The organism is Nocardioides sp. B-3 (assembly GCF_024703895.1).
In the GTDB taxonomy this organism is placed as follows: Bacteria; Actinomycetota; Actinomycetes; order Propionibacteriales; family Nocardioidaceae; genus Nocardioides.
Genome location: NZ_CP087968.1, coordinates 4,070,747 through 4,096,518, shown reverse-complemented (window position 1 = coordinate 4,096,518; position 25,772 = coordinate 4,070,747). Strand labels below are relative to the sequence as shown.

Here is a 25,772-nt window from a genome sequence, read left to right as displayed (position 1 = left end):
CAGTGGCTGTCGGTGCAGCCCCGTAGGATCGAGCACTGACAGCGTGGCGGGTTGCAACCCGGGACAATGTGGCGAACACTTGTTCGAACCAACACACTTGCACAGAACCCTCAAGGACGACTGTGATCGACCAGCTCATCATCCGGGGCGCCCGGGAGCACAACCTCAAGGACGTCTCGCTCGATCTGCCGCGCGACGCGCTGATCGTGTTCACCGGACTCTCCGGCTCTGGCAAGTCGAGCCTCGCCTTCGACACCATCTTCGCCGAGGGCCAGCGCCGCTACGTCGAGTCCCTGTCGGCCTACGCACGCCAGTTCCCGGGCCAGATGGACAAGCCCGACGTCGACTTCATCGAAGGCCTGTCGCCCGCGGTCAGCATCGACCAGAAGTCCACCAGCAAGAACCCGCGCTCGACCGTCGGCACCATCACCGAGGTCTACGACTACCTCCGCCTGCTCTATGCGCGCGGGGCGCCCACTGCCCTGTCTGCGGCTCGCCGATCGAGCGCCAGACCCCGCAGCAGATCGTCGACAAGATCCTCTCCCTCGAGGAGGGTGCGCGGTTCCGTGTCCTCGCGCCGGTCATCCGTGGCCGCAAGGGTGAGTACGTCGACCTGTTCCGCACCCTCCAGACCCGGGGGCTTCTCCCGGGCGCGCGTCAACGGCGAGACGCACACGCTCGACGACCCCCCCAAGCTGGACAAGCAGAAGAAGCACACGATCGAGGTCGTGGTCGACCGGCTCGCCGTCAAGGAGAGCTCCAAGCGCCGGCTCACCGACTCCGTCGAGACGGCGCTCAACCTCGCCGGTGGCCCGGTGCTCTTCGACTTCGTCGACCTCGACGCGAAGGACCCGGGTCGCGAGATGCGCTTCTCCGAGCGGATGGCTTGCCCCAACGAGCACACCATCGACACCGACGAGCTCGAGCCGCGGTCCTTCTCCTTCAACTCGCCCTTCGGTGCCTGCCCGCAGTGCAGCGGCCTCGGCACGCGGATGGAGGTCGACCCCGAGCTCGTCGTCCCCGACCCGGGCGCGACGCTCGGCGAGGGCGCGATCCAGCCGTGGAGCCACGCGCACGTCGCCGACTACTTCCTGCGCCTGATGAACGCGCTCGGTGAGGAGCTCGGCTTCGACCTGAACACCCCGTGGGACCAGCTGTCGCCGATCGCGCGCAGCTCCATCCCTGGAGGGCCACAAGACCAAGGTCCACGTCGTCACCACCAACCGCTACGGCCGCCAGCGCGCCTACTACGCCGCCTTCGAGGGGGTCCGTCCCTACATCGAGCGCCGGCACAAGGAGGCGGAGTCCGACACGAGCCGAGAGCGGTTCGAGGGCTTCATGCGCGAGGTGCCCTGCCCGGCCTGCCGCGGCAGCCGGCTCAAACCGGTCTCGATGGCGGTCACGCTCGGGGCCAAGGAGCTGGGCGGCAAGAACATCGCCGAGGTCTGCGCGATGCCGATCAACGAGACGGCCGACTACCTCCGCAACCTCGACCTGTCGGTGCGCGAGAAGCAGATCGGTGAGCGGGTCCTCAAGGAGATCCGGGAGCGGCTCAACTTCCTGCTCGACGTCGGCCTCGACTACCTCTCGCTCAACCGCCCCTCGGGGTCGCTCTCCGGCGGCGAGGCGCAGCGCATCCGGCTCGCCACGCAGATCGGCGCCGGTCTCGTGGGCGTCCTCTACGTCCTCGACGAGCCCTCGATCGGCCTGCACCAGCGCGACAACCACCGCCTGATCGAGACCCCGGTCCGGCTCAAGGACCTCGGCAACACCCTGATCGTGGTCGAGCACGACGAGGACACCATCCGCGTCGCCGACTGGGTGGTCGACATCGGCCCGGGCGCCGGCGAGCACGGGGGACAGGTCGTCCACTCCGGTTCCGTGCAGGGACTCCTCGACCACCCCGACTCCATGACCGGTCAATACCTCAGCGGGCGGCGCGAGATCCCGGTTCCCCTCGTCCGCCGCCCCCGGACACTCGGCCGCGAGCTGACCGTGCACGGGGCCAAGGAGCACAACCTGCAAGACGTCGACGTGAGCTTCCCGCTCGGCGTCTTCTGTGCGGTGACCGGCGTCTCCGGGTCGGGCAAGTCGACCCTCGTCAACGACATCCTCTACACCTCGCTCGCCAAGCAGATCTACAACGCGCGGACCGTGCCCGGTCGGCACACCAAGATCACCGGTCTCGAGCACGTCGACAAGGTGATCCACGTCGACCAGTCGCCGATCGGTCGCACTCCGCGGTCCAACCCGGCGACGTACACCGGAGTCTTCGACCACGTGCGCAAGCTCTTCGCCTCGACCCCCGAGGCGAAGATGCGCGGCTACCTCCGGGGCCGGTTCTCGTTCAACGTCAAGGGCGGTCGCTGCGAGGCGTGCTCGGGTGACGGCACGATCAAGATCGAGATGAACTTCCTGCCCGACGTCTACGTCCCCTGCGAGGTCTGCCACGGCGCGCGCTACAACCGCGAGACGCTCGAGGTCCACTACAAGGGCAAGACCATCGCCGAGGTCCTCGACATGCCGATCGAGGAGGCGGCCGACTTCTTCGCCGCGGTGCCCGCGATCTCCCGGCACATGGTGACGCTGTGCGAGGTGGGACTGGGCTATGTCCGGCTCGGACAGCCCGCGACGACGCTCTCCGGTGGTGAGGCGCAGCGGGTCAAGCTGTCCAGCGAGCTGCAGAAGCGCTCGACCGGGCGCACCGTCTACGTCCTCGACGAGCCGACCACCGGCCTGCACTTCGAGGACATCCGCAAGCTGCTGCTGGTGCTCGGTCGCCTCGTCGACCGGGGGCAACACCGTGCTGGTCATCGAGCACAACCTCGACGTGATCAAGACCGCCGACTGGATCGTCGACATGGGTCCCGAGGGCGGGTCGCGCGGCGGTCTCGTCGTCGCCGAAGGCACGCCCGAGGACGTCGCGGCCACCCCGGAGAGCCACACCGGCACGTTCCCGGCGCCGCTGCTCGAGGGACGCGCCGCGAAGCAGCCCAAGGGCAAGGTCAAGCCCCGGGAGGTGGTGCGCCCGGTGACCAAGGCGGCCGCCAAGAAGGCAGCAGCCGCGGACAGGAAGAAGACCGCGGCCACAAAGGCGACGGCGAAGAAGACGACTTCGACCAAGAAGTAGTCTCTGGCCATGACTTCCGGACTCAACCGTCGCAACGTGCTCGGCGGTGCCACGGCAGCCGCCGTCGGACTGCCCCTGCTGGTCGCATGTGGCGGCGACGAGCCCGACACGGCGTCGGATCCGACGACCGACCCGACGATTGGCTCGACGTCCTCGGACAGCGCTGAGTCGCCCACCGACGGTGCCGCGGCGGGCGCCCCCGGCTGCCACCAGCGACATCCCGGTCGGCGGTTGCGCGGTGTTCTCGGAGCAGAAGTGCGTCGTGACGCAACCGAGCGAGGGCACCTTCAAGGCCTTCACCTCGGTCTGCACGCACCGGGGGCTGCACCGTGAGCGCCAGCACCGACGGGGTCATCCCGTGCGGTTGCCACGGCAGCCAGTTCTCGATCGAGGACGGTTCCGTCGTCCGGGGGCCGGCCACCTCGCCACTCTCCGAGATCCAGATCACGGTCGACGGAGACACGATCAGCCCGGCCTGAGAGGATGTCCGCCATTCGGCCCGGCCAGTCGGGCCATCACGGGGAGCATCATCTTGTCGAAACGACGTGTCGCGACATTTGCAGCCGCGGCGATTGCCGCAGCACTGCTGACGCCGCTCGGTCTCGCGACCGCGGCTGAGTCACCAGCGGATGACCCGGACCCGGTGCGGGTCACTGGCCACGTTCGGGTCCTTGCCGGTGAGGGTGGCCGGCCCGACTCCTACTCGGTCGAGCTGGCCTCGGGCCGGAGCATCGCCCCGGCGTCCGACTTCGAGGCCCAGCCGCACTCGGCTTTCACCGGCCTGCTCGAGGTGCCCGCCTCCGATGGCGGCAGCACCCTCACCGGGCGCGAACGGACCGAGGCGCTCAAGGACGCGTCGACCGGTGACCTGGGCTCTGGTGGTGAGCGACTCGCAGGTCGTCTCTCCCCGACCGGCGCCCGGCCCCGCCGCCCACGCGACCTACGTTGCCAAGCTGACCAACCTCGGGGCCTATGCTCGCAGCGACGCCGAGCTGATGGCTGGGATCACTGGTGCCCAGCAGTACTGGGTCCGCGAGTCCGCTGGGATGATTCCCGGCTGGAGCACTGCCAGCGCAATCACTCCCACCACGTCCGCGCCGGCGGCCGCCGCCCCGGGCTGCGGGCTGGCCGGGGACGGCGCGCAGTTCAGCTCGATCATGCGCGACCCGGGCGACCGGTTGTTCCCGGGCGTGGACTTCTCCGGAGACTCTCCCAACCACCTCGTGGTGCTGGTGCCGTCGGCGTGCACCAACGACGTAGCGGCGGGGCTCGGCCGACTCGGCACCTCCTTCGCCAACGGGGGCGGGGTCATGCTCCTCGAGCTGCCACCCGTCGACCTGCAGACCGTGCTCGAACACGAGTACGGCCACAACGTCGGGCTCGAGCACGCCAACAACGCCCGCAAGGAATACGGCGATCTGTACGAGCTGATGGGCGCGGGTCCTGACGGATTCCTGCAACCCCGTCCCGGGGACCGTCTACCGCTGGGAACAGGGGATCGTCGCAGCCGGCGAGGTGGTGAACGGTGACGCCGGTGGCACTGGACCCTCGCGCCGCGGTCGGCCACCTCGGGCCAGCGCAGCGTCACGTTCATCGACCCCGACACGGGCAGGCGCGTGTTCGTCGACTATCGTGACGGCTCCGGCGCGGACGCTTCAACGGTCTACTCCATCAATGGTGGGTCGGTGCCGGACTACGGCCGGGCGTACTGGAAGGGCCCGGTCGTCGAGAGGGAGGACACCGATCGCGGCGCGTTCGTGATGGACGTCGCTGGCAACGACGGTGCCCTGCAGGCGGGTGAGGTCTGGAGCAACGCCGGTGGCAGTGTCACCGTGCGCGCCGCGGCGGCGGCGAACACCGTCCGGGTGACCATGACCGCCAAGCCGCCGCTGCCGGCCGGCACTGCTTCCATCTCGGGCACGCCCATCGTCTATCGGCAGGCCGGGGCAATCGGGGCGATCCCGGGTGCGACCTCGTACCGTTACCAATGGCATCTCAACGGTCAGCCGATCGCGCAGGCGGACGACGCGACCTTCGTCCCCACCCCGGCCATGAGCGGTGGCACATTGAGTGTCGCGGTCACCGGCTATGCCATCGGCCGCAACCCCAGCCCGACCACTCTTTCCGCGCCGGTGGTCGTTGCCGGGGCGCAGTGGTACTCCAACGGGGGCGTCACCTACCCCTCGATCGCCGGCACGCCGCGAGTGGGAAACGTGCTCACCGCCAGCGGCCTCGACTGGGTGAACGTGTTTGGCCGCAAGCCGCAGGGGGTACTCCACGCGCTACGAATGGCTGCGCGACGGGCTCGTGATTGCCGGGGCGGGCGCGCCCGCCTACCAGCTCCGGGGTGCCGATGCCGGCAGATACATCCAGTGCGCGAGATTCCGGTCGCTCCGGGCTTTGCGACAACGTCGTATGCGACGTCCGATCCGACCTCCCTGATCGCGAAGGGCTCACTGACCACGACGACGAAGCCCAAGATCAAGGGCAAGCCGCGCGTGGGCAAGAAGCTCAAGGCGGCCACGGGCGCCCGGGACTCGGGTGTGACGTTCAAGTACAAGTGGTACGCCAACGACAAGTTGATCAAGAAGAAGGCGTCGAAGCGCACCCTGAAGGTCACTGGGGCCATGCGTCGCAAGAAGATCACCGTCAAGGTCACTGGTCTCAAGTCGGGCTACAGCTCGGTGACCCTCAAGTCCAAGGCCAAGCGGATCAGGTGAGTGTCCCCGGCCGCCCGTAGGGTTGCCGGGTGGCCTCGCCGAGCAGTTACCGACCGACCCCGGGGTCCATTCCGACCGACCCCGGGGTCTACCGGTTCCGGGACGCCAAGGGTCGCGTCATCTATGTCGGCAAGGCCAAGAGCCTGCGCCCGCGGCTGTCGTCCTACTTCCGGGACATCGGCGGCCTGCACCCGCGCACGGCCTCGATGGTCACCAGCGCCTCCAGCGTCGAGTGGACCGTGGTCAAGACCGAGGTCGAGGCCCTCCAGCTGGAGTACAGCTGGATCAAGGAGTTCGACCCGCGCTTCAACGTGAAGTACCGCGACGACAAGTCCTACCCGTGGCTCGCGGTCACCGTCGGCGAGGAGTTCCCGCGGGTGATGGTCGGGCGCGGCGCCAAGCGCAAGGGCACCCGCTACTTCGGCCCCTACGGCCATGCCCGGGCGATCCGCGAGACCGTCGACCTGCTCCTGCGGGTCTTCCCGATGCGCTCGTGCAGCAACGGCGTCTTCAAACGTTCCGGCCAGATCGGGCGCCCGTGCCTGCTGGGCTACATCGACAAGTGCGCGGCGCCCTGCGTCGGCAACGTCACCGCCGAGCAGCACCGCGAGATCGTCGACGACTTCTGCGACTTCATGGCCGGCAACACCGCGGCCTTCGTCAAGCGCATCGAGCGGGAGATGTATGCCGCCTCCGAGGCCCTCGACTTCGAGAAGGCCGCCCGCCTGCGCGACGACCTCGGTGCCCTGACCAAGGCCCCGGAGAAGCAGGCCGTGGTGCTCGGCGACGGCACCGACGCCGACGTCATCGCGCTCGCCGAGGATCCGCTCGAAGTCGCCGTACAGATCTTCCACGTCCGGGGCGGACGCATCCGCGGGCAGCGTGGCTGGGTCGCCGACCGCACGGACGACGGCGGCACGCCCGAGCTCGTCCGGGACTTCCTGCTCCAGCTGTACGGCGACGAGGCGGATGCCATCCCGCGCGAGATCCCGGTCCCGGCGCTGCCACCCGACGCCGGCGTGCTCGAGGAGCTGCTGGGCGACCTGAAGGGCAGCCGGGTCGCGATCCGGGTGCCGCAGCGGGGGACAAGAAGTCGCTGCAGGAGACGGTGGCCGGCAACGCCAAGCAGTCGCTGGTGCTGCACAAGACCCGGCGCGCCAGTGACCTCACCACCCGCAACCGGGCCCTCGAGGAGATCCAGCAGGCGCTGGCGCTCGACGAGGTGCCGCTGCGCATCGAGTGCTACGACGTCTCCAACCTCCGGGGCACCGAGGTGGTCGCCTCCATGGTGGTCTTCGAGGACGGGCTGCCGCGCAAGGGGGAATACCGCCGGTTCGTGATCAAGCCCGAGCCGGGGGAGTCCACCGTCACGCAGAACGACGTCGCCCACATGCACCAGGTGATCACGCGCCGGTTCCGACGGCTGCTCGACGAGCAGGCGAGGTCGGAGGCGGTGACGACCGAGAGCGGTCCGATGCTCGTCGACCCGGAGACGGGGCGACCGCGCAAGTTCGCCTACGCCCCCGGGCTGGTCGTCGTCGACGGCGGTCCGCCCTGGGTGGCCGCCGCGCAACAGGCACTGACCGAGCTCGGCATCACCGACATCCCGGTGTGCGGGCTGGCCAAGCGGCTCGAGGAGGTCTGGCTGCCGGCGGAGGAGGACCCGGTCATCCTGCCGCGCACCAGCGAGGGCCTCTACCTCCTCCAGCGCGTGCGCGACGAGGCCCACCGCTTCGCCATCACCCACCACCGCTCGCGCCGCTCCAAGTCGATGGTCGAGAGCCTGCTCGACGACGTGCCCGGCCCGGGTGAAGTACGCCGCAAGACCCTGCTCAAGCACTTCGGCTCGCTCAAGAAGCTGCGCTCGGCGGAGGCCTCCGAGATCGCGCTGGTGCCCGGCATCGGCCCGCGCACGGCCGAGGCGATCAAGGCGGCCGTGGCGAGCGCCGACGCGACCCGCAAGAATGCCGACACCAAGCAGGTGCGGGTGAACACCGCGACCGGCGAGATCATCGAGGAGGACTGATGGAAGCGACTCCCACCGCGGCCGAGCTCGTCATCGTCACCGGCATGACCGGCGCCGGCCGCAGCACGGCCGCCAAGGAGCTGGAGGACCTCGGCTTCTTCGTGGTCGACAACCTGCCCCCGACCCCGGTGCGCGACGTCGTCCGGCTCGTCGACGACTCCCGCGGGGTCACGCAGCCCATCGCGGTCGTGGTCGACGTACGCTCCGGATCGTTCTTCGACTCCTTGCAGGCCAACCGGCACCCGGGGCGTCACCGGCAGGCCGACGACGCTGCTCTTCCTCGAGGCGACCGACGACGTCCTCGTACGCCGCCGGGAGGCCGCCCGTCGTCCGCACCCGTTGCAGGGCAGTGGCCGGCTGCTGCACGGCCTCCAGCGCGAGCGGGAGGTGCTGGCCGAGGTTCGCGGCGACGCGGACGTCGTGATCGACACCACCAACTTCAACGTGCACCAGCTCACCGACCGGATCGCCGAGCAGTTCGGCACGCCGGAGTCGACGGCGCTGAAGGTCACCGTCATCTCCTTCGGCTTCAAGTACGGCATCCCCGTGGACGCCGACTTCGTGGCCGACATGCGCTTCCTGCCCAACCCGTTCTGGGTGCCCGAGCTGCGTCCGCGCACCCGGTCGCGACGAGGCCGTGGCCGACTACGTCAAGCTGCGACCGAGCGCCCAGACGTTCCTGGACCAGTACGTCCCCATGCTGGAGAACGTCGCCGGGGGCTACCTCACCGAGGGCAAGCGCTTCATGACCGTCGCCATCGGCTGCACCGGCGGCAAGCACCGCAGCGTGGCCATGACCGAGGAGATCGCGGCACGGCTCCGGGCGCACGGCATCGACACGCGGGCCAGCCACCGCGACCTCGGGCGGGAGTGACGCCGGGATGGCTCGTTCCACCGCGCAGTCCGCGGTCGCCCTCGGCGGCGGCCACGGACTCTTCGCCACTCTCAGCGCGCTGCGACACACGGTCGCCGACCTGACGCTCGACGAGCTCACAGCGGTCGTGACGGTGGCCGACAACGGCGGCTCGTCCGGTCGACTCCGGGGCGAGTTCGGGGTGCTGCCTCCCGGCGACCTGCGGATGGCGCTCGCCGCGCTCTGCGGCGACGACGAGTGGGGACGGACTCGGGCGGAGGTGGTGCAGCACCGGTTCGCGGGTGACGGCGAGATGCGCGGACACGTCATCGGCAACCTGCTGATCGTGGGCATGTGGGAGCTGATGGGTGATCCCGTGCGCGCGCTCGACTGGGTGGGCCGGCTGCTCGGTGCCCGCGGCCGGGTGCTGCCGATGTCGGTCACGCCCATCGACATGACCGCCTCCGTGCGTGGCCCGGATCCCGATGACCCGGCGGGGACCACCGAGGTGCGGGGGCAGGTGGAGGTCGCGACGACTGCCGGCCAGATCGTGTCCGTCGCGCTCGACCCGCCCCACCCCGAGGCGTGTGCCGAGGCGATCGAGGCGGTGATGACCGCCGACTGGGTCGTGCTCGGCCCGGGTTCGTGGTTCACCTCGGTGATCCCGCACCTGATGGTGCCGTCGCTGCGCCGAGGCGCTGATCGACACCGCCGGCGGGCTCATCGTCGTGCTCAACCCGGAGCCCCGGGAGGGCGAGACGCCGGGCTACGGGCCGGAGGACCACCCGGCGGCGCTGTTCGAGCACGCGCCCGACCTGAAGATCCACACGGTGCTCGCAGATGTGCGATGTGTCTCGCATCCGGAGGAGCTCGACCGTTTCGTCTCGTCGTCGGGAGCCAACCTCGTGATCGCCGACATCGCGGCCGACGGCACCACCGACCGGCACGACGACGACAAGCTCGGAGCCGCGTTCGAGGCGATCATGAACGGCGTACGGGTCGAGGGTGATTGACGCTCGTGGCAGGATCTGACACATGGCGATGACGGCACAGGTGAAGGCAGAGCTTGCCAACACCCAGATCACGAAAACCTGCTGCCGGAAGGCCGAAGTGGCCTCCATGCTGAGGTTCGCGGGTGGTCTCCACATCGTCAGCGGCCGGATCGTGGTGGAGGCCGAGCTCGACACCGGTGCCGGTGCGCGCCGACTGCGCAAGGACATCGCCGAGGTCTACGGGCACCAGTCCGACGTCGTGGTGGTGCAGGGCAACGGCCTGCGCAAGGGCAGCCGCTACATCGTCCGGGTGATCAAGGACGGTGAGGCCCCGGCCCGCCAGACCGGCCTGCTCGATGCCCGTGGTCGGCCCGTGCGCGGTCTGCCGCCGGCGGTGGTGTCCGGTGGTGGTTGCGACGCGGTGGCCGCTTGGCGTGGCGCCTTCCGGCGCACGGCTCGCTGACCGAGCCCGGTCGCTCGTCGTCACTCGAGATCACCTGCCCCGGTCCTGAGGCTGCGCTCGCGATCGTGGGCGTCGCTCGCCGACTCGGCATCTCCGCCAAAGCGCGAGAGGTTCGCGGCGTCGACCGGGTCGTCATCCGGGACGGCGACGCGATCGGCGCCCTGCTGACCCGCCTCGGCGCACACGAGTCGCTGATGGCTCCGGGAGGAGCGCCGGATGCGCCGGGAGGTGCGAGCCACCGCCAACCGTCTCGCCAACTTCGACGATGCCAACCTGCGCCGCTCCGCGCGTGCTGCCGTCGCCGCCGGAGCCCGCGTCGAGCGCGCGCTCGAGATCCTCGCCGACGAGGTGCCCGACCACCTCAAGCTCGCCGGTCACCTGCGGCTCGAGCACAAGAACGCGTCCCTCGAGGAGCTCGGCCAGCTGCACGACCCGGTGCTCACCAAGGACGCCATCGCCGGTCGGATCCGACGACTCCTCGCGATGGCCGACAAGCTGGCCGAGGAGCGCGGCATCCCCGACACGGAGTCCTCGCTGACCCCGGAGATGCTCGCCGAGGACGCCTGACGGTTCGTTGGATCGTTCCAACGTTACCTGTCCGTACCGCGAGCAACCGCGCTCAGGGGCCGAGCGGGCACCCGATAGGGTCGTGCCCGGTCACTGAAGGCCAAGTTGTCGACGGGGTCACCGAAGGCCCCACCCAAGGAGATGTGCACCATGACTGTCCGCGTAGGTATCAACGGATTCGGCCGCATCGGCCGCAACTTCTTCCGCGCCGTCCGCGCGTCGGGCGCCGACATCGAGATCGTCGGCGTCAACGACCTGACCGACAACGCGGTGCTCGCCCACCTGCTGAAGTACGACTCGATCCTCGGCCGCCCGGACGCCGACGTGTCCTCCGACGCCACCTCGATCAAGGTCGGCGACCAGACGATCGCCGCCTTCGCCGAGCGCGACCCGGCCAACCTCGCGTGGGGCGACCTCGACGTCGACGTGGTCGTCGAGTCGACCGGCTTCTTCACCGACGCCACCAAGGCGAAGGCGCACATCGACGCCGGCGCCAAGAAGGTCATCATCTCCGCGCCCGCCTCCAACGAGGACATCACGATCGTGATGGGTGTCAACCACGGCGACTACGACGGTGCCGTCCACCACGTGATCTCCAACGCGTCGTGCACGACCAACTGCCTCGGCCCGATGGCCAAGGCGCTGAACGACGACCTCGGCATCGTCAAGGGCCTGATGACGACCATCCACGCCTACACCGCCGACCAGAACCTGCAGGACAACATCCACTCCGACCTGCGTCGCGCCCGGGCCGCCGCCATCAACCCGGTCCCGACCTCGACCGGTGCCGCGAAGGCCATCGGCCCGGTCCTGCCCGAGCTCAAGGGCAAGCTCGACGGCTACGCCATCCGCGTGCCCGTGCCGACCGGCTCGGCCACCGACCTCACGTTCGAGGCCGGCCGCGAGACCACGGTCGAGGAGGTCAACGCGATCATCGAGAAGGCTGCCGACGGCCGCTTCCTCAAGTACTCCACCGACCCGATCGTCTCCTCCGACATCGTCACCGACCCGGCGTCCTGCATCTTCGACGCGCCGCTGACCAAGGTCATCGGCAACCGTGTCAAGGTCGTCGGCTGGTACGACAACGAGTGGGGCTACTCCAACCGCCTCGTCGACCTCATCGGGCTCGTGGGCGAGACCCTCTGACGTGTCTGACATCGCCTCGCTGGGTGACCTGACCGGCAAGCGCGTCCTGGTCCGCTCGGACCTCAACGTGCCGCTCGACGGTTCCACCATCACCGACGACGGCCGGATCCGCGCGAGCGTGCCGACCATCAAGCAGTTGTCCGAGGCGGGCGCCCGTGTCGTCGTGACGGCCCACCCGGGCCGTCCCGATGGGGCGCCCGACCCCGCCTTCTCGCTGGCACCCGTGGCCGCCCGCCCGGGCGAGCTGCTGGGCCGAGACGTTGCCTTCGCCACGGACACCGTGGGGGAGAGCGCCGCGGAGACGGTGGCTGCGCTCGGTGACGGAGACGTCGCCGTACTCGAGAACGTGCGGTTCAACGAGGGTGAGACGAGCAAGGACGACGACGTTCGTTCGTCGTTCGCCGGGCAGCTCGCCCAGCTTGCCGACGCGTTCGTGTCCGACGGCTTCGGGGTCGTGCACCGCAAGCAGGCCAGCGTCTACGACGTCGCCCTGCGCCTGCCCTCGGCCATGGGTGGCCCGGTCGCGACCGAGATCGACGTCCTGCGTCGGCTCACGGTCGATCCGGCGAGGCCCTATGTCGTCGTGCTCGGCGGCTCGAAGGTCTCCGACAAGCTGGGCGTCATCGAAAACCTGCTCGAGAAGGCCGACAAGCTGCTGATCGGCGGCGGCATGGTCTTCACGTTCCTCAAGGCCCGGGGCCACGAGGTCGGCAAGAGCCTGCTCGAGGACGACCAGCTCGACACCTGCCAGCGCTACCTCACGGAGGCGGCCGAGCGGGGCGTCGAGATCGTGCTGCCCACCGACATCGTGGTGGCGGACAGCTTCGGCGACGAGGCCTCGGCGCGCGTCGTGGCGGCACACGAGATCCCGGCCGACACGCTGGGCCCGGACATCGGTCCGGAGTCCGCAGCGGCGTTCGCGGCGGCCCCGGGCGATGCGAAGACGGTGTTCTGGAACGGCCCGATGGGGGTGTTCGAGGTGGACGCCTTCGCCGGCGGCACCCGGGCCGTTGCCGACGCGCTCACGAAGATCGACGGCCTGTCGGTCGTCGGCGGTGGTGACTCCGCCGCCGCGGTCCGTCAGCTCGGCTTCGACGAGACAGCCTTCGGCCACATCTCCACCGGTGGTGGGGCGTCCCCGGAATACCTCGAGGGCAAGGAACTGCCCGGCATCGCTGTCCTTGAAAGGGAATGACATGTCTCGCACACCGCTGATGGCTGGCAACTGGAAGATGAACCTCAACCACCGGGGAAGCGGTGGTGCTGGTCCAGAAGCTCGCCCGGACGCTGTCGGACAAGCGCCACGACTACGGCAAGGTCGAGGTGGTCGTCTGTCCGCCGTTCACCGACCTGCGCTCGGTGCAGACGCTCGTCGACGGTGACCGGCTCTCGATCAAGTACGCCGCGCAGGACGTCTCGACCCGGGACAGCGGGGCCTACACCGGCGAGATCTCGGCGGCGATGCTGGCCAAGCTCGGCTGCTCCTACGTGGTCGTCGGGCACTCCGAGCGGCGCGAGTACCACGCCGAGACCGACGAGGTCGTCAACGCCAAGGCACACAAGGCGCACGCGGCCGGGATGACCCCGATCGTGTGCGTCGGGGAGGGCCTCGACATCCGGCAGGCCGGGGACCGGGTCGCCTACACACTGGCACAGGTCGACGGCTCGCTCGCGGGCTTCACCGCCGAGCAGGTCGCCGGTCTGGTCGTCGCCTACGAGCCCGTGTGGGCCATCGGCACCGGCGAGGTCGCCACGCCCGACGACGCACAAGAGGTCTGCGGCGCGATCCGCGACCGCATCCGCGAGGTCCACGGCGATGCCGCGGCCGACGGCGTGCGGGTGCTGTACGGCGGTTCCGTGAAGGCTGCCAACGTCGCCGGGATCATGGAGAAGGCCGATGTCGACGGTGCCCCGGTCGGCGGCGCGAGCCTCCGAGTCGACGAGTTCGGCGGGATCTGCCGCTTCTACGACATGCCGGTCCTGTGACCGGCAACTCGTGACGTAGGCTTCCGCTCGTGGAACTGCTCTTCACCATCCTTCTCGTTGCGACGAGTTCAGTCATGATCCTGCTCGTCCTGCTGCACAAGGGACGCGGAGGTGGCCTCTCCGACATGTTCGGCGGCGGCGTCTCCAGCTCCTTGGGCGGCTCGTCGGTTGCCGAGCGCAACCTCGACCGATTCACCATCGGCATGGGAGTCATCTGGTTCGCGTGCGTCATCGCACTCGGACTGCTGAAGGCATACGCCGGCTCCTGACTCTGCCGGGTCACAAGATCGTCCGTACGTACGCGATTCATTGACGGGGACCTGAGAGAAAGAGACACACGTGGCTGGTGGAGGAAACGCGATCCGGGGCAGCCGGGTCGGCGCTGGTCCGATGGGCGAGGCCGAGCGGGGTGAGGCGGCCGCGCGTCAGGCCGTCACCTACTTCTGCTCGCACGAGCACCGCTCCGTCGTCATGTTCGCCGTCGAGGCGACCGCGCCGGAGTCGTGGGACTGCCCCAAGTGCGGACTGCCCGCGAGCATGGACTCGGACAACCCGCCTCCCGCGCCGAAGATCGAGCCCTACAAGACGCACCTCGCCTACGTGAAGGAGCGTCGCTCCGAGACCGAGGCGGCCAACATCCTCGACGAGGCGATCCAGCTTCTGCGCTCGCGTCGCAAGTCCGGCGACATCATCTTCTGACCGGTCACAAAGGTGCACTGAAGGTGCGCCGACCGGTCACAAAGTCACACCCCACGACCGGTCACCGGGCGCGAAGTTGCACACAGCCCGGTCGACCGGGCGCAAAGTGACACGTCTGTGGATGGCAAGAGTCGCCACGACACGATTCCGGGCAGCGTTGGGGCATGTCCAGAATCGTTCGGTGGTCTGCTGCCGCACTGCTCGGTGACGACGCGCCACTTCCCATAGACAGCCCCTTCACGACGGCGGAAGCCATGCAGGCCGGTGTCAGCAAGCGATTGCTCGCCGATCTGGTGAGCCGTGGCGTGGTGCGTCGCTTGCTCCGCGGAGTCTACGTAGCCATCCAGTGCCGGACTCCCTTCGACTGCGTGTGGCTGCGCTGAAGCTTGTTGTTCCTGCACACGGGGTGGTCGTGGACCGCACGGCGTGCTGGTTGCACGGCGTCGACGCGCTGCCTCGAACGCGATCTACGACCTGCCCGACCCGGAGATCTTCTCCCAGTCAGAGAGCAGGACCCGTCGACGTGGCATCGCGAGCGGAATACGCGACCTGCTTCCGCGTGACACGGAGGAGATCAATGGCCTGCACGTGACCACCAAGCTTCGAACTGCATGCGACGTTGGCCGCCTGCTGTGGCGATACGACGCGATCGGCGCTCTCGACGGCATGCTGAGGGCCGGTGTCAACCGTGGCGAACTGGTGGCGGAGGTCGACCGGTTCAAGGGTTTCCGCGGCGTCGTACAACTGCGGGAGCTCGCCCCGCTGGCAGATAGGCGGGCGGAGTCGGGGCCCGAGGGAGCCTTGCGATTGCACTGGATCGAAGCCGACCTGCCGACTCCGGAGCCGCAGATCTGGGTCCATGACGATGATGGCACTCCGCGGTACCGGATCGACCCGGGACACCGGGAGGTGCACTACGGCGCTGAGTACTTCGGCCGGGAGTTCCACGACGAGGACTCGCGCGAAGCCGATGAAGACAGACTGGCGTGGTTGCGCGACCAACGAGACTGGACGCTGGATGTCTTCGACAAGAACGCCGTCTTCGGCCGGCGTCCTGACCCGCTCGTCACCCTGCAGCAGGGCTTCGCCAAGGCTCGGGCGCGGCTGGGATCACGCGTCGCGGTCCACATCGACCTCGGCCGGTGATGCAACTTTGTGCCCGGTCGGCGCTTGGAGAGTGCGACTTTGTGCCCGGTCGGCGCTCGTGTGCGCTCTCAGGGGAGCTCGGAGGCGGCGGCTGCGTCGATCAGCCAGACCGTCTCCTCGGTCCCGACGACGCCACGGGCCGGGATCTCATGGCGTGATCCACCGGCGCTCGCGGGAGTCGTCACTGCGGCAGCGACCGCCGTGGCCTTCTCCGCGCCACTCACCGGGAACCACACGGCCCGGGCGCGGTCCATCGCCTCGAAGGTCAGGCTCACGCGCAATGGCGGGGGCTTGGGGGAGTCGTGCACCGCGATCGCGATCTCGTCGGTCGCGTCCGGGCCGGGGTGGCCCGGGAAGAGCGAGGCGATGTGGCCGTCGGGGCCGACTCCGAGCATCAGGACCTCGAAGAAGCCGGCACCCTCGGAGCGCATGGTCGCGGAGTACGCCGCAGCCGACTCCTCGACGGACGCCGCCCGGTCGGAGGCCGGCACCTCGTGGACGTTGGCCGGGTCCACGGGCAGCTGGTCCGGGAACGCCGCGCGCGCCTGACCGGCGTTGCGGTCGGCGGACGACGCCGGCACGAACCGTTCGTCGCCCCACCAGAACACGACGCGCGACCAGTCGACCGTCGAGTCGGGTGCACGCCGAGCGACCTCCCGGTGGATCGCGTCGGCGATCGTGCCGCCCGTGAGCCCGATGTGCGGCATCTCGCCGCGGCCCCGGGCCTCTTCGATGCGTTCGAGCAGCCGGTTGGCGACGGCACCGGCCGGGGTCGACGCGTCCTCGTGGACGACGACCTCGGGGGAGACGGGCGTGCTCACGAGGACTCCCGGTGCAGGGCGACCAGCCGCTTCGCCGTACGCGCGTAGACGTCGTCCTCGTCGAGTCGGCGCAGCTCCTCGGAGAGCAGGGCGGGGACCTCGCGCCGCTTCAGCGCAACCGGGCGGTCGGGACGGTTGGGCGAGGAGAATGTCGCCAGCCGGCCGTCGGCGCGCGAGATCGTGATCGGGCCCTCGCGGGTGTCCGGGGTGACGTCGGTGATGCCGGGCCCCTCGGAGCTGCGGCGCCGGACCTCGATCCTGAGCCGGTCCGCCAGCCACGCCACGAGCAGGTCGGCGCTGGGGCTGATGCGTTCGGCCGTGACGGAGGCGCCGGTGACCTTGAGCGGGTGCTGGTCCGGGGCCGCCGCGAGGAGGGCGCGCCACGGCGTGAGCCGGGTCCAGCTGAGGTCGGTGTTGCCCGGGGCGTAGGCGCGGCACTGCGCGAGCATCGCCGTCGACTTGCCGCGCGTGACCTCGGCCGAGTCGGTGATCCGTCGCTTGGCCGGGGCGCCCAGCGGGTCCGAAGCGGGGTCGGCGGGGGAGCAGTCGGCCACCAGATCGCCACGGGGGAGTCGGGGAGCAGGAGTGGCAGCACGACCGACTCGGCGTGCTTGACCACCTCGCCCTTGAGCCGGATCAGCGCGGTCTCGCCGCCCCACCCGTCGCCGCTGCCCACCCGGGCGTTGACCTGCGGGGTGCCCCGGGCGTCGCCGAGGATGACGGCCAGCACGCGCGAGGGGTGCTCGCGCGAGGCGCGCTGCGCGGCCCTCATCGCCTCGACGGCGTCCTCGTCGGGGGTGACGATGATCAATGTCATCACCATGCCCATGGCCGGGCTGCCGGAGCGGGTGCGGGAGCGGACGAACTCCGCTGCGATCTTCGACGACGTGGTGTCGATCAGCTCGATCATCAGGGCCTCCTCCAGACGCGTCCGTCGCGGGCGAGCATCGCGTCGGCGGACGCCGGTCCCCAGTGCCCGAGTCGTAGGGCTCCGGGGTGCTCTTGCGGGCCCAGTGGTTGATCACCGGGTCGAGCAGCTTCCGGGACAGCTCGACCTCCTCGTGCTGCGGGAAGAGAGGCGGGTCTCCGAGCAGCACGTCGAGGATCAGCCGCTCGTAGGCCTCGGCGCTGGCCTCGGTGAAGGAACCGCCGTACGCGAAGTCCATGTTCACGTCGCGGATCTCCATCGCGGTGCCGGGCACCTTGGAGCCGAACCGCATCGTCATTCCCTCGTCGGGTTGCACCCGGATGACGAGGGCGTTCTGGGTGAGCTCCTCGGTGGCCGTCGAGTTGAACGGCAGGTGCGGTGCCCGCTTGAAGACGACCGCGACCTCGGTGACGCGGCGTCCGAGCCGCTTGCCGGCGCGGAGGTAGAACGGCACGCCTGCCCAGCGGCGGGTCTCGACGTTGACGGTGATGGCGGCGTACGTCTCGGTCGCCGACGTCTTCTTGATCCCCTCCTCCTCGAGGAAGCCGATCACCTTCTCGCCGCCCTGCCAGCCGGGGGCGTACTGCCCGCGTGCGGTGGTCGTGTCGAGGCGACGGGGGAGTACGGCGGAGGCGAGCACCTTCTGCTTCTCGACGCGCAGGCTCTCGGCGTCGAAGGCGATCGGCTCCTCCATCGCGACCAGCGCCATCAGCTGCAGCAGGTGGTTCTGGATGACGTCCCCGGCGGCGCCGATGCCGTCGTAGTAGCCGGCGCGGCCACCGATGCCGATGTCCTCGGCCATGGTGATCTGCACGTGGTCGACGTAGTTGGAGTTCCAGACCGGCTCGAACATGTTGTTGGCGAAGCGCATCGCCGGGATGTTCTGGACCGTCTCCTTGCCGAGGTAGTGGTCGATCCGGAAGATCTCGTCGGGCTCGAAGACGCCCGCCGGGGTGTCGTTGAGCTCGCGTGCGGACGTCAGGTCGTGGCCGAACGGCTTCTCCACCACGACGCGCCGCCAGTGGTTGTCGTCGCCGTCGGCGAGGCCGTGCTCCTTGAGTTGGCCGACGACCGTGCCGAAGAACGCGGGCGGGATGGCGAGGTAGAACGCCATGTTGCCGCCGGTGCCGCGCAGCTGGTCGAGCTCCTCGACGGTCCGGCGCAGGTTGTCGAAGGCGACGTCGTCGTCGAAGTTGCCCGGCACGAACCGGAAGCCCTCGGCGAGCTGCTTCCACACCTCTTCACGAAACGGCGTGCGGGCGTGCTCCTTGACCGCGTCGTGCACGATCTGGGCGAAGTCCCTGGTCGGCCCAGTCGCGGCGCGCGAAGCCGACGAGGCTGAAGCCGGGCGGCAGCAGTCCGCGGTTGGCCGGGTCGTAGATCGCCGGCATGACCTTCTTGCGCGACAGGTCGCCGGTCACGCCGAAGAGCACGAGACCGCAGGGCCCCGCGATGCGCGGGAGCCTGCGGTCCCGGGGGTCGCGGAGCGGGGTTGGCCGCGTGGGACGGTGCAGGGCTCACTGGCGCGTCTCCCGGTAGTAGGTGATGAGCGCCCGAGTCGACGCGTCCTGTTCATCGAGTACGGCGACATCCCCACCGACCGCGGGAGTGAGCTGTTGCGCCAGCTGCTTGCCCAGCTCGACGCCCCACTGGTCGAAGCTGTCGATGCCCCACACGACGCCCTGCACGAAGGTCAGGTGCTCGTAGAGCGCGATCAGCTGGCCGAGCACGCCGGGCGTCAGCGCCGGCGCCATGATCGAGGTCGTCGGACGGTTGCCCTCGAAGACCCGCGCGGACACCACGTCCTCGGACGTGCCCTCGGCACGCACCTCGTCGGCGGTCTTGCCGAACGCCAGCGCCTTGGTCTGGGCGAAGAAGTTGGCGAGGAGCAGCTCGTGGACATCGACGTCGCCATCCGTCAGGCCGTAGGCGGGGTTGGCGAACGCGATGAAGTCGGCCGGGACGAGCTGCGTCCCCCGGTGGATCAGCTGGTAGAAGGCGTGCTGTCCGTTGGTGCCGGGCTCGCCCCAGAAGACCTCGCCCGTCTCGGTCGTGACCTGCGTGCCGTCCCAGCGGACGCTCTTGCCGTTGGACTCCATCGTGAGCTGTTGGAGATAGGCCGGGAACCGGTGCAGCAGCTGCGAGTAGGGCAGCACGGCGTGCGTCGCGGCCCCGAGGAAGTTGTGGTGCCAGATGTTCACCAGCCCCATCAGGGCGGGCACGTTGGTCTCGATCGGCGTCGTGCGGAAGTGCTCGTCCATCGCGTGGAAGCCGGCCGAGAACTCCGCGAACCGCTCCGGCCCGAGGGCGATCACCAGCGAGGTGCCGATGGCCGAGTCGAGGGAGTAGCGACCGCCGACCCAGTCCCAGAAGCCGAAGGCGTTGGCGGGGTCGATGCCGAAGTCCGCGACCTTGTCGAGGGCGGTCGAGACGGCCACGAAGTGCTTGGCGACGGCCCGGGCCTCGTCGGCATCCGGAAGGTTGTCGAGCAGCCGGGCCCTGCACAACCGAGCGTTTGTCAGCGTCTCCAGCGTCCCGAAGCTCTTGCTGGACACGATGAAGAGCGTCGTCGCGGGGTCGAGCCCCTGCAGCTTCTGCGCGGCGTCGGTCGGGTCGATGTTGCTGATGAAACGACAGCTCAACCCTTCCCGGACGTACGGCGACAGCGCTTCGTACGCCATGACGGGACCGAGGTCCGAGCCACCGATCCCGATGTTCACCACCGTCCGGATCGGCTCTCCGGTGACGCCGGTCCACTCGCCCGACCGCACCTGCTCGGCGAATGCGTAGACCCGGGACAGGACGGCGTGCACGTCCGCGATGGCGTCCTGCCCGTCGACGGTCAGCGACGCAGACGCGGGCGCACGCAGGGCCGTGTGGAGCACGGCCCGGTCCTCGGTGACGTTGATGTGCTCGCCCGCGAACATCGCGTCGCGCCGCTCGACCAGCCCGACCTCGCCGGCCGGGGCCAGCAGCTCACGCAGGATGTCGTCATTGAGGAGGTTCTTCGACAGGTCGACGTACAGGTCGCAGGCGGTGAACGTCAGCCGATCCGCCCGCTCGGGATCCTCGGCGAAGGACGCACGCAGGTCCGGCGCGAAGTCCCGGCTCAGCTCGGAGAGCCGGACCCACGCGTCGGTGGCAGTGGCGTCGACCGGAGCCGCGGTCACGACTGTCCGCCGGCTCCCTCGAGCTGGGTGCGGACGGTGTCGAGGAGCTCGTTCCACGACGTGATGAACTTGTCGACGCCCTCGGTCTCCGGGACCGAGATGACGTCGTCGTAGTCGATGCCGGCGACGGCCAGCGACTCCATGGTGGTGCTGGCGTCGTCGTACTGCGTGGTGATCTGGTCGCCGAGGACCTCGCCGTGGTCGGCGAAGGCCTGCATCGTCTTCTCGGGCATCGTGTTGACGGTCTCGGGCACGACGAGGTCGGTGACGTACATCGTGTCGCGGTAGTCGGGGTTCTTCACGCCGGTCGAGGCCCACAGCGGCCGCTGCCGGTTGGCACCGGCCTCGGCGAGTGCCTGCCAGCGCGGGCCGGCGAAGAACTCCTCGAAGGCCCGGTAGGCCGGGCGGGCGTTGGCGACGCCCGCGCGGCCGAAGAGCTCCCGGTCGGCGCCGAGCTCCTTGAGCCGCTTGTCGATCTCGGTGTCGACCCGCGACACGAAGAAGGACGCGACCGAGTGGATCGTCGAGAGGTCGTGTCCGTTGTCGCGGGCCTGCTCGAGGCCGGCGACGTAGGACTCCATGACCTGCTTGTAGCGGTCGAGCCCGAAGATCAGCGTGACGTTGACGCTGATCCCCTCGGCCAGCGTGGCGGTGATCGCCGGACCACCCTCGCTGGTGGCGGGGATCTTGATCAGGAGGTTCTCCCGGTCCACCGCCTTCCAGAGGTCCTTGGCGGAGGCAATCGTGCCTTCGGTGTCGTTGGCGAGCGTGGGGGAGACCTCGATCGAGACCCGGCCGTCGACGCCGTTGGTGAGGTGGAAGACGGGCTTGAGCACGTCGCAGGCGGCCCGCACGTCGCCGGTGGTGAGCTGGAAGACCGTGGTCTCCACGTCGGCGCGGGAGTTGGCCGGGTCGCGCACCTCGGCGTCAGCGCTCGCCGTCCTTCAGGGCGGCGGCGAAGATCGACGGGTTGGTGGTGACACCGACGACCGAGGACGAGCTGACGAGGTCGGCCGGGTTGCCGGTCTCGATGCGCTCGCGCGACAGGTCGTCGAGCCAGATGGAGACTCCGGCTTCGGACAGTGCGGTCAGGCGGTCAGACATTGCTTGCTCCCATGCTCTCGCGTGCGGCAGCGGCGACGGCATCGGCCGTCACGCCGTATTCCTTCAGGATGGTGGCGAAGTCGGCGGAGGCGCCGTAGGTCTCGATCGAGATGATCCGGCCCCGGTCGCCGACGATCTCGCGCCAGCCGAGCGCGATGCCGGCCTCGACGGAGACGCGCGCCTTCACCGCGGGCGGGAGGACCGAGTCGCGGTAGGCCCGGTCCCGGGCGTTGAACCACTCGACGCACGGCATCGAGACGACGACGCGCCTTGACGCCGTCGGCGGCGAGCAGGTCGCGCGCCCGGACGGCGAGCTGGACCTCGGACCCGGTGCCGATCAGGACCACGTCGGGGGTGCCGTCGGTGTCGAGCAGGACGTAGCCGCCCTTCGCGACGCCCGAGGCATCGGTGAACCCGTCAGTGCCGCGCGGGAAGACGGGCACGTTCTGGCGCGAGAGGCACAGGCCGGCGGGCCGGTCGATGTTCTCGAGCACCGTCTGCCGGGCGACGGTCGTCTCGTTGGCATCGGCCGGTCGGACGACGTCGAGGCCCGGGATGGCGCGGAGGGCGGCGAGGTGCTCGATCGGCTGGTGGGTCGGGCCGTCCTCGCCGAGGCCCACGGAGTCGTGGGTCCAGACATAGATGGTCGGGATCCCCATCAGGGCCGCGAGGCGCACGGACGGACGCATGTAGTCGGCGAACTGGAGGAAGGTGCCACCGAACACCCGGGTCAGGCCGCCGAGCGTGATGCCGTTCATGATCGCGCCCATCGCGTGCTCGCGGATGCCGAAGTGCAGCACCCGGCCGGCCAGCGGGTCGGCCTTCCACTCGCCGGTTGAACGCGAGTCGGGCAGGAACGACGGGACGTCGTTGATGGTGGTGTTGTTGGACCCGGCCGGGTCGGCCGAGCCGCCCCACAGCTCGGGCATCAGCGGGGCGATCGCGTTGATCACCTTGCCGCTGGCGGAGCGGGTGGCGACGCCCTTCGCGTCGGCCGGGAAGGTCGGCAGGGCCTCAGTCAGGCCGTCGGGCAGGGTGCGGTCCTTGACCCGCTCGAGCAGGGCAGCCTGCTCCGGGTGCGCCGACGCCCGGGCAGCGAGGCGCTCGTCCCACTCGGTCTGGAGGGCGGCACCGCGCTCGAGCAGGCCGCGGGTGTGGGCCAGCACGTCGTCGGGCACCTCGAAGGTCTGGTCGGGGTCGAAGCCGAGCACCGCCTTGGTGGCCGCGACCTCCTCGTCGCCGAGCGCGCTGCCGTGGGCAGCCTCGGTGTTCTGCGCGTTGGGGGCCGGCCACGCGATGATCGTGTCGAGCACGATCATGCTGGGCTGGTCGGTGACCGCGTCGGCGGCCTTGATCGCGGCGTAGAGGGCGGGGACGTCCTCGACGTACTCCGTGCCGCCGTTGGTCCAGTCGACGACCCGGACGTGCCAGCCGTAGGCCTCGTAGCGCTTGGCGACGTCCTCGCTCAGGGCGATCTCGGTGTGGCCCTCGATCGAGATGCGGTTGCGGTCGTAGATCAGGGTGAGGTTGCCGAGCATCTGGGTGCCGGCCAGCGACGAGGCCTCACCGGAGACGCCCTCCTCGATGTCGCCGTCGGAGCAGATCGCGTAGACCTTGCGGGAGAACGGCGACTCGTCGGCCGGGGTGTCGGCGTCGAGCATCCCGCGCTCGCGGCGGACGGCCATCGCCATACCGACCGCGTTGGCGACGCCCCCGGCCGAGCGGGCCGGTGGTCGTCTCGACCCCGTCGGTGTGGTGGACCTCGGGGTGGCCGGGGGTCTTGGAGCCCCGGTGCGCAGCGCCTTGAGGTCGTCGAGCTCGAGGCCGAAGCCGCCGAGGAAGAGCTGGTTGTAGAGCGTGATGCTCGAGTGACCGCAGGACAGGACGAAGCGGTCACGGCCCAGCCAGTGCGTGTCGGCGGGGTTGTGGCGCATCACCTTCTGGAACAGCAGGTAGGCCGCCGGGGCGAGGCTCATGGCCGTGCCCGGGTGCCCGTTGCCGACCTTCTGAACGGCGTCCATCGCCAGCACCCGAGCCGTGTCCACGGCCCTGTCGTCGATTTCGGTCCAGTCCAGCTCGGGCAGGGAGGAGGTCACGGTGATCCTTGTCATTCGATACGTCGACGGGCAACGCCGAGCCTACTCAGTGCGAGGGCTAGACTCGACCCCGCACTGATCCCCTTTGTCTTGAGGTCTCCACCTTGTCCCACGTCGGCCAATCGGCCTCGGCTGCTGTCCCCTCCGAGGGCCACGATGAGGCGACCGACGCCGGAGCCCAGACCTCGTTCAAGGATGTTGTCGCGGCGTACGTCGGACTCACCAAGCCGCGCGTCATCGAGCTGCTGCTCCTGACGACCGTGCCGGTGATGTTCTTCGCAGAGCGCGGGATCCCGGCGCTCGGCCTCGTGGCCGCGACCGTGTTCGGCGGTGCCCTGTCGGCCGGCTCCGCATCGGCGTACAACTGCGTCTACGACCGCGACATCGACGAGCAGATGCGTCGCACGCGTCGTCGTGCGCTGCCGCGACACATCGTGACCGCGCGCTCGGCGCTGGTCTTCGCGACCGTGCTGATGGTGCTGTCGACCGTCGTGCTGGCGCTCTGGGTCAACCTGCTCAGTGCCGGGCTGTCCGTGCTCGCCAACGCGTTCTACGTCTTCGTCTACACGATGATCCTCAAGCGGCGCACCACCCAGAACATCGTCTGGGGCGGGCTCGCGGGCTGCTTCCCGGCGCTCATCGGCTGGACCGCGGTGACCGGCGAGCTGGCCCGGACACCGGTGATCCTGTTCCCGGTCGTCTTCTTCTGGACGCCGCCGCACACCCGGGCGCTCGCGCTGCGCTACCGCGAGGACTACGCCAACGTCGACGTCCCGATGCTGCCGGTCGTCCGACCGGCCGCGGAGGTCGGGCGCCAGATCGTGCTCTACACCTACGTCATGGTGGCGACGTCACTGTTGCTGTGGCCGATCGCCGACACCAGCCTGTTCTACCCGGTCGCGGCTGCCGTGCTGGGCGTGGTCTTCCTGGTGGAGGCGCACCGCATGTGGCGCGCGCCAAGATCTCCGACGAGCTCAGCGTGATCAACCCCATGCGGCTCTTCCACATGTCCAACCTCTATCTCTCGCTGCTCTTCGTGGCGGTCGCGCTGGACCCGCTGCTGTTCAGCTGACCCTTCGCGCCTGCGTCGTCAGCACCGTCCACGTCACCGTCGCCGAGATCAGCGCCGCCCCCAGCATGTGGAGGGCCACCGGGATCTCGGGCAGGTCGGTGAAGTACTGCACGAAGCCGAGCAGACCCCGGGCGAGCTCGAGGACGAGCAGCGCGCCGGCGGCGTTGCGTACCGGGGGTTGCGCCCTGCCGCTGCGCGACCGGGACCAGCCCGAAGGTGAAGGCCAGCAGCGCGTAGACCGCGGCCGCGTGCACGTGCGACATCACCTGCGGGTCCGGGCCCGTTCGCCGCGACTCGAGGTCGCCGGAGTGCGGACCGCTGCCCGTGACGACCGTGCCGAGGTAGAGCACGACCCGGGCGGTGCCGAAGACGAGCCACGCCAGCGGTCGCAGCTCGGTGCTGGCCTCGCGGCCGGGACCGCGCAGCTCGTCGAGCAGCAGCACGCAGACGCCGATCATCGCCATCGACAGCAGCAGGTGCAGGGAGACGATCCACGGGTTGAGGTCGGTCAGCACGGTGATGCCGCCGACGACACCCCGGGCGGGTACGCCGACCGCGATGATCGCCGCCGGGCGCGTTGCCCGGGCACGGTCACTGCGCCACAGGGCCGAGAACGAGGCAATCGCGACCGCGACCAGCACCCACGTCAGCATCCGGTTGCCGAACTCGATCGCACCATGGATGCCCAGCGCGCCGTGCGGCACGTAGGACTCCTCCGTGCACCGCGGCCAGGTCGGGCAGCCGAGCCCGGAGTCGGTCAACCGCACGGCACCACCGGTGACGACGATCCCGATGTTGGCGATCAGGTTGGCGACGGCCAGCGGCCGTGCAAAGCGATGAAGTTGACGCATCT

Annotated in this window: 18 protein-coding genes and 11 pseudogenes; 19 read left to right on the top strand and 10 right to left on the bottom strand. The window is 69.6% G+C overall.

All coding sequences use genetic code 11. The features are described from left to right. Positions 1–122: 122 nt before the first annotated feature. The 18 genes and pseudogenes from uvrA to LP418_RS26995 all read left to right on the top strand — a co-directional run bounded on the left by uvrA (position 123) and on the right by LP418_RS26995 (position 15,728). Positions 123–3,130 (top strand): annotated as a pseudogene (gene uvrA, locus LP418_RS27070) (excinuclease ABC subunit UvrA). Positions 3,131–3,139: 9 nt separating this feature from the next. Beyond that, positions 3,140–3,463: a hypothetical protein gene (locus tag LP418_RS27065; protein ID WP_257954381.1), complete on the top strand. Its 324-nt coding sequence runs from the start codon at positions 3,140–3,142 to the stop codon at positions 3,461–3,463. Then, on the top strand, positions 3,460–3,609 hold the full coding sequence (locus LP418_RS27060; RefSeq protein WP_257954380.1) for a QcrA and Rieske domain-containing protein: 150 nt from the start codon (positions 3,460–3,462) through the stop codon (positions 3,607–3,609). The genes LP418_RS27065 and LP418_RS27060 overlap by 4 nt, the downstream gene beginning before the upstream one ends. 384 nt (positions 3,610–3,993) lie before the next feature. After that, positions 3,994–4,659 carry a hypothetical protein gene (locus LP418_RS27055; RefSeq protein ID WP_257954379.1) on the top strand — a complete coding sequence of 222 codons (666 nt, stop codon included), beginning with the start codon at positions 3,994–3,996 and terminating at the stop codon, positions 4,657–4,659. Positions 4,660–4,746: 87 nt separating this feature from the next. After that, on the top strand, positions 4,747–5,850 hold the full coding sequence (locus tag LP418_RS27050; RefSeq protein ID WP_257954378.1) for a hypothetical protein: 1,104 nt from the start codon (positions 4,747–4,749) through the stop codon (positions 5,848–5,850). A 29-nt stretch (positions 5,851–5,879) separates the two neighbouring features. Next, positions 5,880–7,876 (top strand): annotated as a pseudogene (uvrC, locus tag LP418_RS27045) (excinuclease ABC subunit UvrC). Beyond that, positions 7,876–8,052, top strand: a pseudogene (locus tag LP418_RS31775) (RNase adapter RapZ); the annotation flags it as partial. The pseudogenes uvrC and LP418_RS31775, both read left to right, overlap by 1 nt. 94 nt (positions 8,053–8,146) lie before the next feature. Next, positions 8,147–8,440, top strand: a pseudogene (locus tag LP418_RS31770) (RNase adapter RapZ); the annotation flags it as partial. 73 nt (positions 8,441–8,513) lie between these two features. Beyond that, complete coding sequence (locus LP418_RS31765) at positions 8,514–8,750, top strand: RapZ C-terminal domain-containing protein (RefSeq protein WP_336275840.1); 237 nt, start codon at positions 8,514–8,516, stop codon at positions 8,748–8,750. Between the two features lie 7 nt (positions 8,751–8,757). Beyond that, positions 8,758–9,742, top strand: a pseudogene (locus tag LP418_RS27035) (gluconeogenesis factor YvcK family protein). A 22-nt stretch (positions 9,743–9,764) separates the two neighbouring features. Then, a pseudogene (gene whiA, locus LP418_RS27030) lies at positions 9,765–10,751 on the top strand (DNA-binding protein WhiA). A 150-nt stretch (positions 10,752–10,901) separates the two neighbouring features. Further along, a complete protein-coding gene (gap, locus tag LP418_RS27025) occupies positions 10,902–11,897 on the top strand; it encodes a type I glyceraldehyde-3-phosphate dehydrogenase (protein ID WP_257954377.1) in 996 nt (331 codons plus the stop codon). Position 11,898: 1 nt separating this feature from the next. After that, the gene (locus tag LP418_RS27020) at positions 11,899–13,092 is read left to right on the top strand and encodes a phosphoglycerate kinase (protein ID WP_257954376.1); all 1,194 of its coding nucleotides are present in this window, start codon (positions 11,899–11,901) and stop codon (positions 13,090–13,092) included. 1 nt (position 13,093) lies between these two features. Beyond that, a pseudogene (gene tpiA, locus LP418_RS27015) lies at positions 13,094–13,883 on the top strand (triose-phosphate isomerase). Between the two features lie 29 nt (positions 13,884–13,912). Then, positions 13,913–14,152 carry a preprotein translocase subunit SecG gene (secG, locus tag LP418_RS27010; protein ID WP_257954375.1) on the top strand — a complete coding sequence of 80 codons (240 nt, stop codon included), beginning with the start codon at positions 13,913–13,915 and terminating at the stop codon, positions 14,150–14,152. A gap of 70 nt (positions 14,153–14,222) precedes the next feature. Next, positions 14,223–14,582: an RNA polymerase-binding protein RbpA gene (locus tag LP418_RS27005; RefSeq protein ID WP_257954374.1), complete on the top strand. Its 360-nt coding sequence runs from the start codon at positions 14,223–14,225 to the stop codon at positions 14,580–14,582. Positions 14,583–14,746: 164 nt separating this feature from the next. After that, on the top strand, positions 14,747–14,965 hold the full coding sequence (locus LP418_RS27000) for a type IV toxin-antitoxin system AbiEi family antitoxin domain-containing protein (RefSeq protein ID WP_257954373.1): 219 nt from the start codon (positions 14,747–14,749) through the stop codon (positions 14,963–14,965). A gap of 43 nt (positions 14,966–15,008) precedes the next feature. Next, positions 15,009–15,728 (top strand): hypothetical protein, encoded by a 720-nt coding sequence (locus LP418_RS26995; RefSeq protein ID WP_257954372.1) that lies wholly within the window; start codon positions 15,009–15,011, stop codon positions 15,726–15,728. A 68-nt stretch (positions 15,729–15,796) separates the two neighbouring features. Here LP418_RS26995 and pgl read toward each other — a convergent pair whose 3' ends face one another. The 9 genes and pseudogenes from pgl to LP418_RS26965 form a co-directional block, all read right to left on the bottom strand. Next, complete coding sequence (gene pgl, locus LP418_RS26990; RefSeq protein WP_257954371.1) at positions 15,797–16,549, bottom strand: 6-phosphogluconolactonase; 753 nt, start codon at positions 16,547–16,549, stop codon at positions 15,797–15,799. Next, positions 16,546–16,998, bottom strand: coding sequence for a glucose-6-phosphate dehydrogenase assembly protein OpcA (locus LP418_RS31760; RefSeq protein WP_336276144.1), 453 nt, complete (start codon positions 16,996–16,998; stop codon positions 16,546–16,548). The genes pgl and LP418_RS31760 overlap by 4 nt, the downstream gene beginning before the upstream one ends. A gap of 137 nt (positions 16,999–17,135) precedes the next feature. Continuing rightward, a pseudogene (locus LP418_RS31755) lies at positions 17,136–17,321 on the bottom strand (glucose-6-phosphate dehydrogenase assembly protein OpcA); the annotation flags it as partial. A 137-nt stretch (positions 17,322–17,458) separates the two neighbouring features. Further along, positions 17,459–18,991 (bottom strand): annotated as a pseudogene (zwf, locus tag LP418_RS26980) (glucose-6-phosphate dehydrogenase). A gap of 3 nt (positions 18,992–18,994) precedes the next feature. Then, positions 18,995–20,647, bottom strand: a complete 1,653-nt coding sequence (gene pgi / locus LP418_RS26975) for a glucose-6-phosphate isomerase (protein ID WP_257954370.1) — start codon at positions 20,645–20,647, stop codon at positions 18,995–18,997. Next, positions 20,644–21,567 (bottom strand): transaldolase, encoded by a 924-nt coding sequence (gene tal, locus LP418_RS26970; protein ID WP_336275839.1) that lies wholly within the window; start codon positions 21,565–21,567, stop codon positions 20,644–20,646. The genes pgi and tal overlap by 4 nt, the downstream gene beginning before the upstream one ends. A gap of 7 nt (positions 21,568–21,574) precedes the next feature. After that, positions 21,575–21,751 carry a transaldolase family protein gene (locus tag LP418_RS31750; RefSeq protein WP_336275838.1) on the bottom strand — a complete coding sequence of 59 codons (177 nt, stop codon included), beginning with the start codon at positions 21,749–21,751 and terminating at the stop codon, positions 21,575–21,577. Then, on the bottom strand, positions 21,744–22,004 hold the full coding sequence (locus LP418_RS34810; RefSeq protein ID WP_442940331.1) for a transketolase-like TK C-terminal-containing protein: 261 nt from the start codon (positions 22,002–22,004) through the stop codon (positions 21,744–21,746). Before LP418_RS34810 ends, LP418_RS31750 begins: the two co-directional genes overlap by 8 nt. Positions 22,005–22,071: 67 nt before the next feature. Beyond that, a pseudogene (locus LP418_RS26965) lies at positions 22,072–23,772 on the bottom strand (transketolase family protein); the annotation flags it as partial. A gap of 179 nt (positions 23,773–23,951) precedes the next feature. On the opposite strand from LP418_RS26965, the pseudogene LP418_RS26960 reads away from it, so the two are divergent. Next, a pseudogene (locus LP418_RS26960) lies at positions 23,952–24,919 on the top strand (heme o synthase). Here LP418_RS26960 and LP418_RS26955 read toward each other — a convergent pair. Continuing rightward, positions 24,865–25,770 (bottom strand): COX15/CtaA family protein, encoded by a 906-nt coding sequence (locus LP418_RS26955; RefSeq protein WP_257954369.1) that lies wholly within the window; start codon positions 25,768–25,770, stop codon positions 24,865–24,867. The pseudogene LP418_RS26960 and the gene LP418_RS26955 overlap by 55 nt on opposite strands. Positions 25,771–25,772 lie beyond the last annotated feature (2 nt).

What these genes read in the sequence shown, in the direction of transcription:
- LP418_RS27065 (WP_257954381.1), top strand. Translation starts at nt 3,140, where the DNA reads ATGACTTCCGGACTCAACCGTCGCAACGTGCTCGGCGGTGCCACGGCA.
- gap (WP_257954377.1), top strand. Translation starts at nt 10,902, where the DNA reads ATGACTGTCCGCGTAGGTATCAACGGATTCGGCCGCATCGGCCGCAAC.
- LP418_RS27000 (WP_257954373.1), top strand. Translation starts at nt 14,747, where the DNA reads ATGTCCAGAATCGTTCGGTGGTCTGCTGCCGCACTGCTCGGTGACGAC.
- LP418_RS31760 (WP_336276144.1), bottom strand. Translation starts at nt 16,998, where the DNA reads ATGCTCGCGCAGTGCCGCGCCTACGCCCCGGGCAACACCGACCTCAGC.
- LP418_RS31750 (WP_336275838.1), bottom strand. Translation starts at nt 21,751, where the DNA reads ATGTCTGACCGCCTGACCGCACTGTCCGAAGCCGGAGTCTCCATCTGG.
- LP418_RS34810 (WP_442940331.1), bottom strand. Translation starts at nt 22,004, where the DNA reads ATGCCGTGCGTCGAGTGGTTCAACGCCCGGGACCGGGCCTACCGCGAC.
- LP418_RS26955 (WP_257954369.1), bottom strand. Translation starts at nt 25,770, where the DNA reads ATGCGTCAACTTCATCGCTTTGCACGGCCGCTGGCCGTCGCCAACCTG.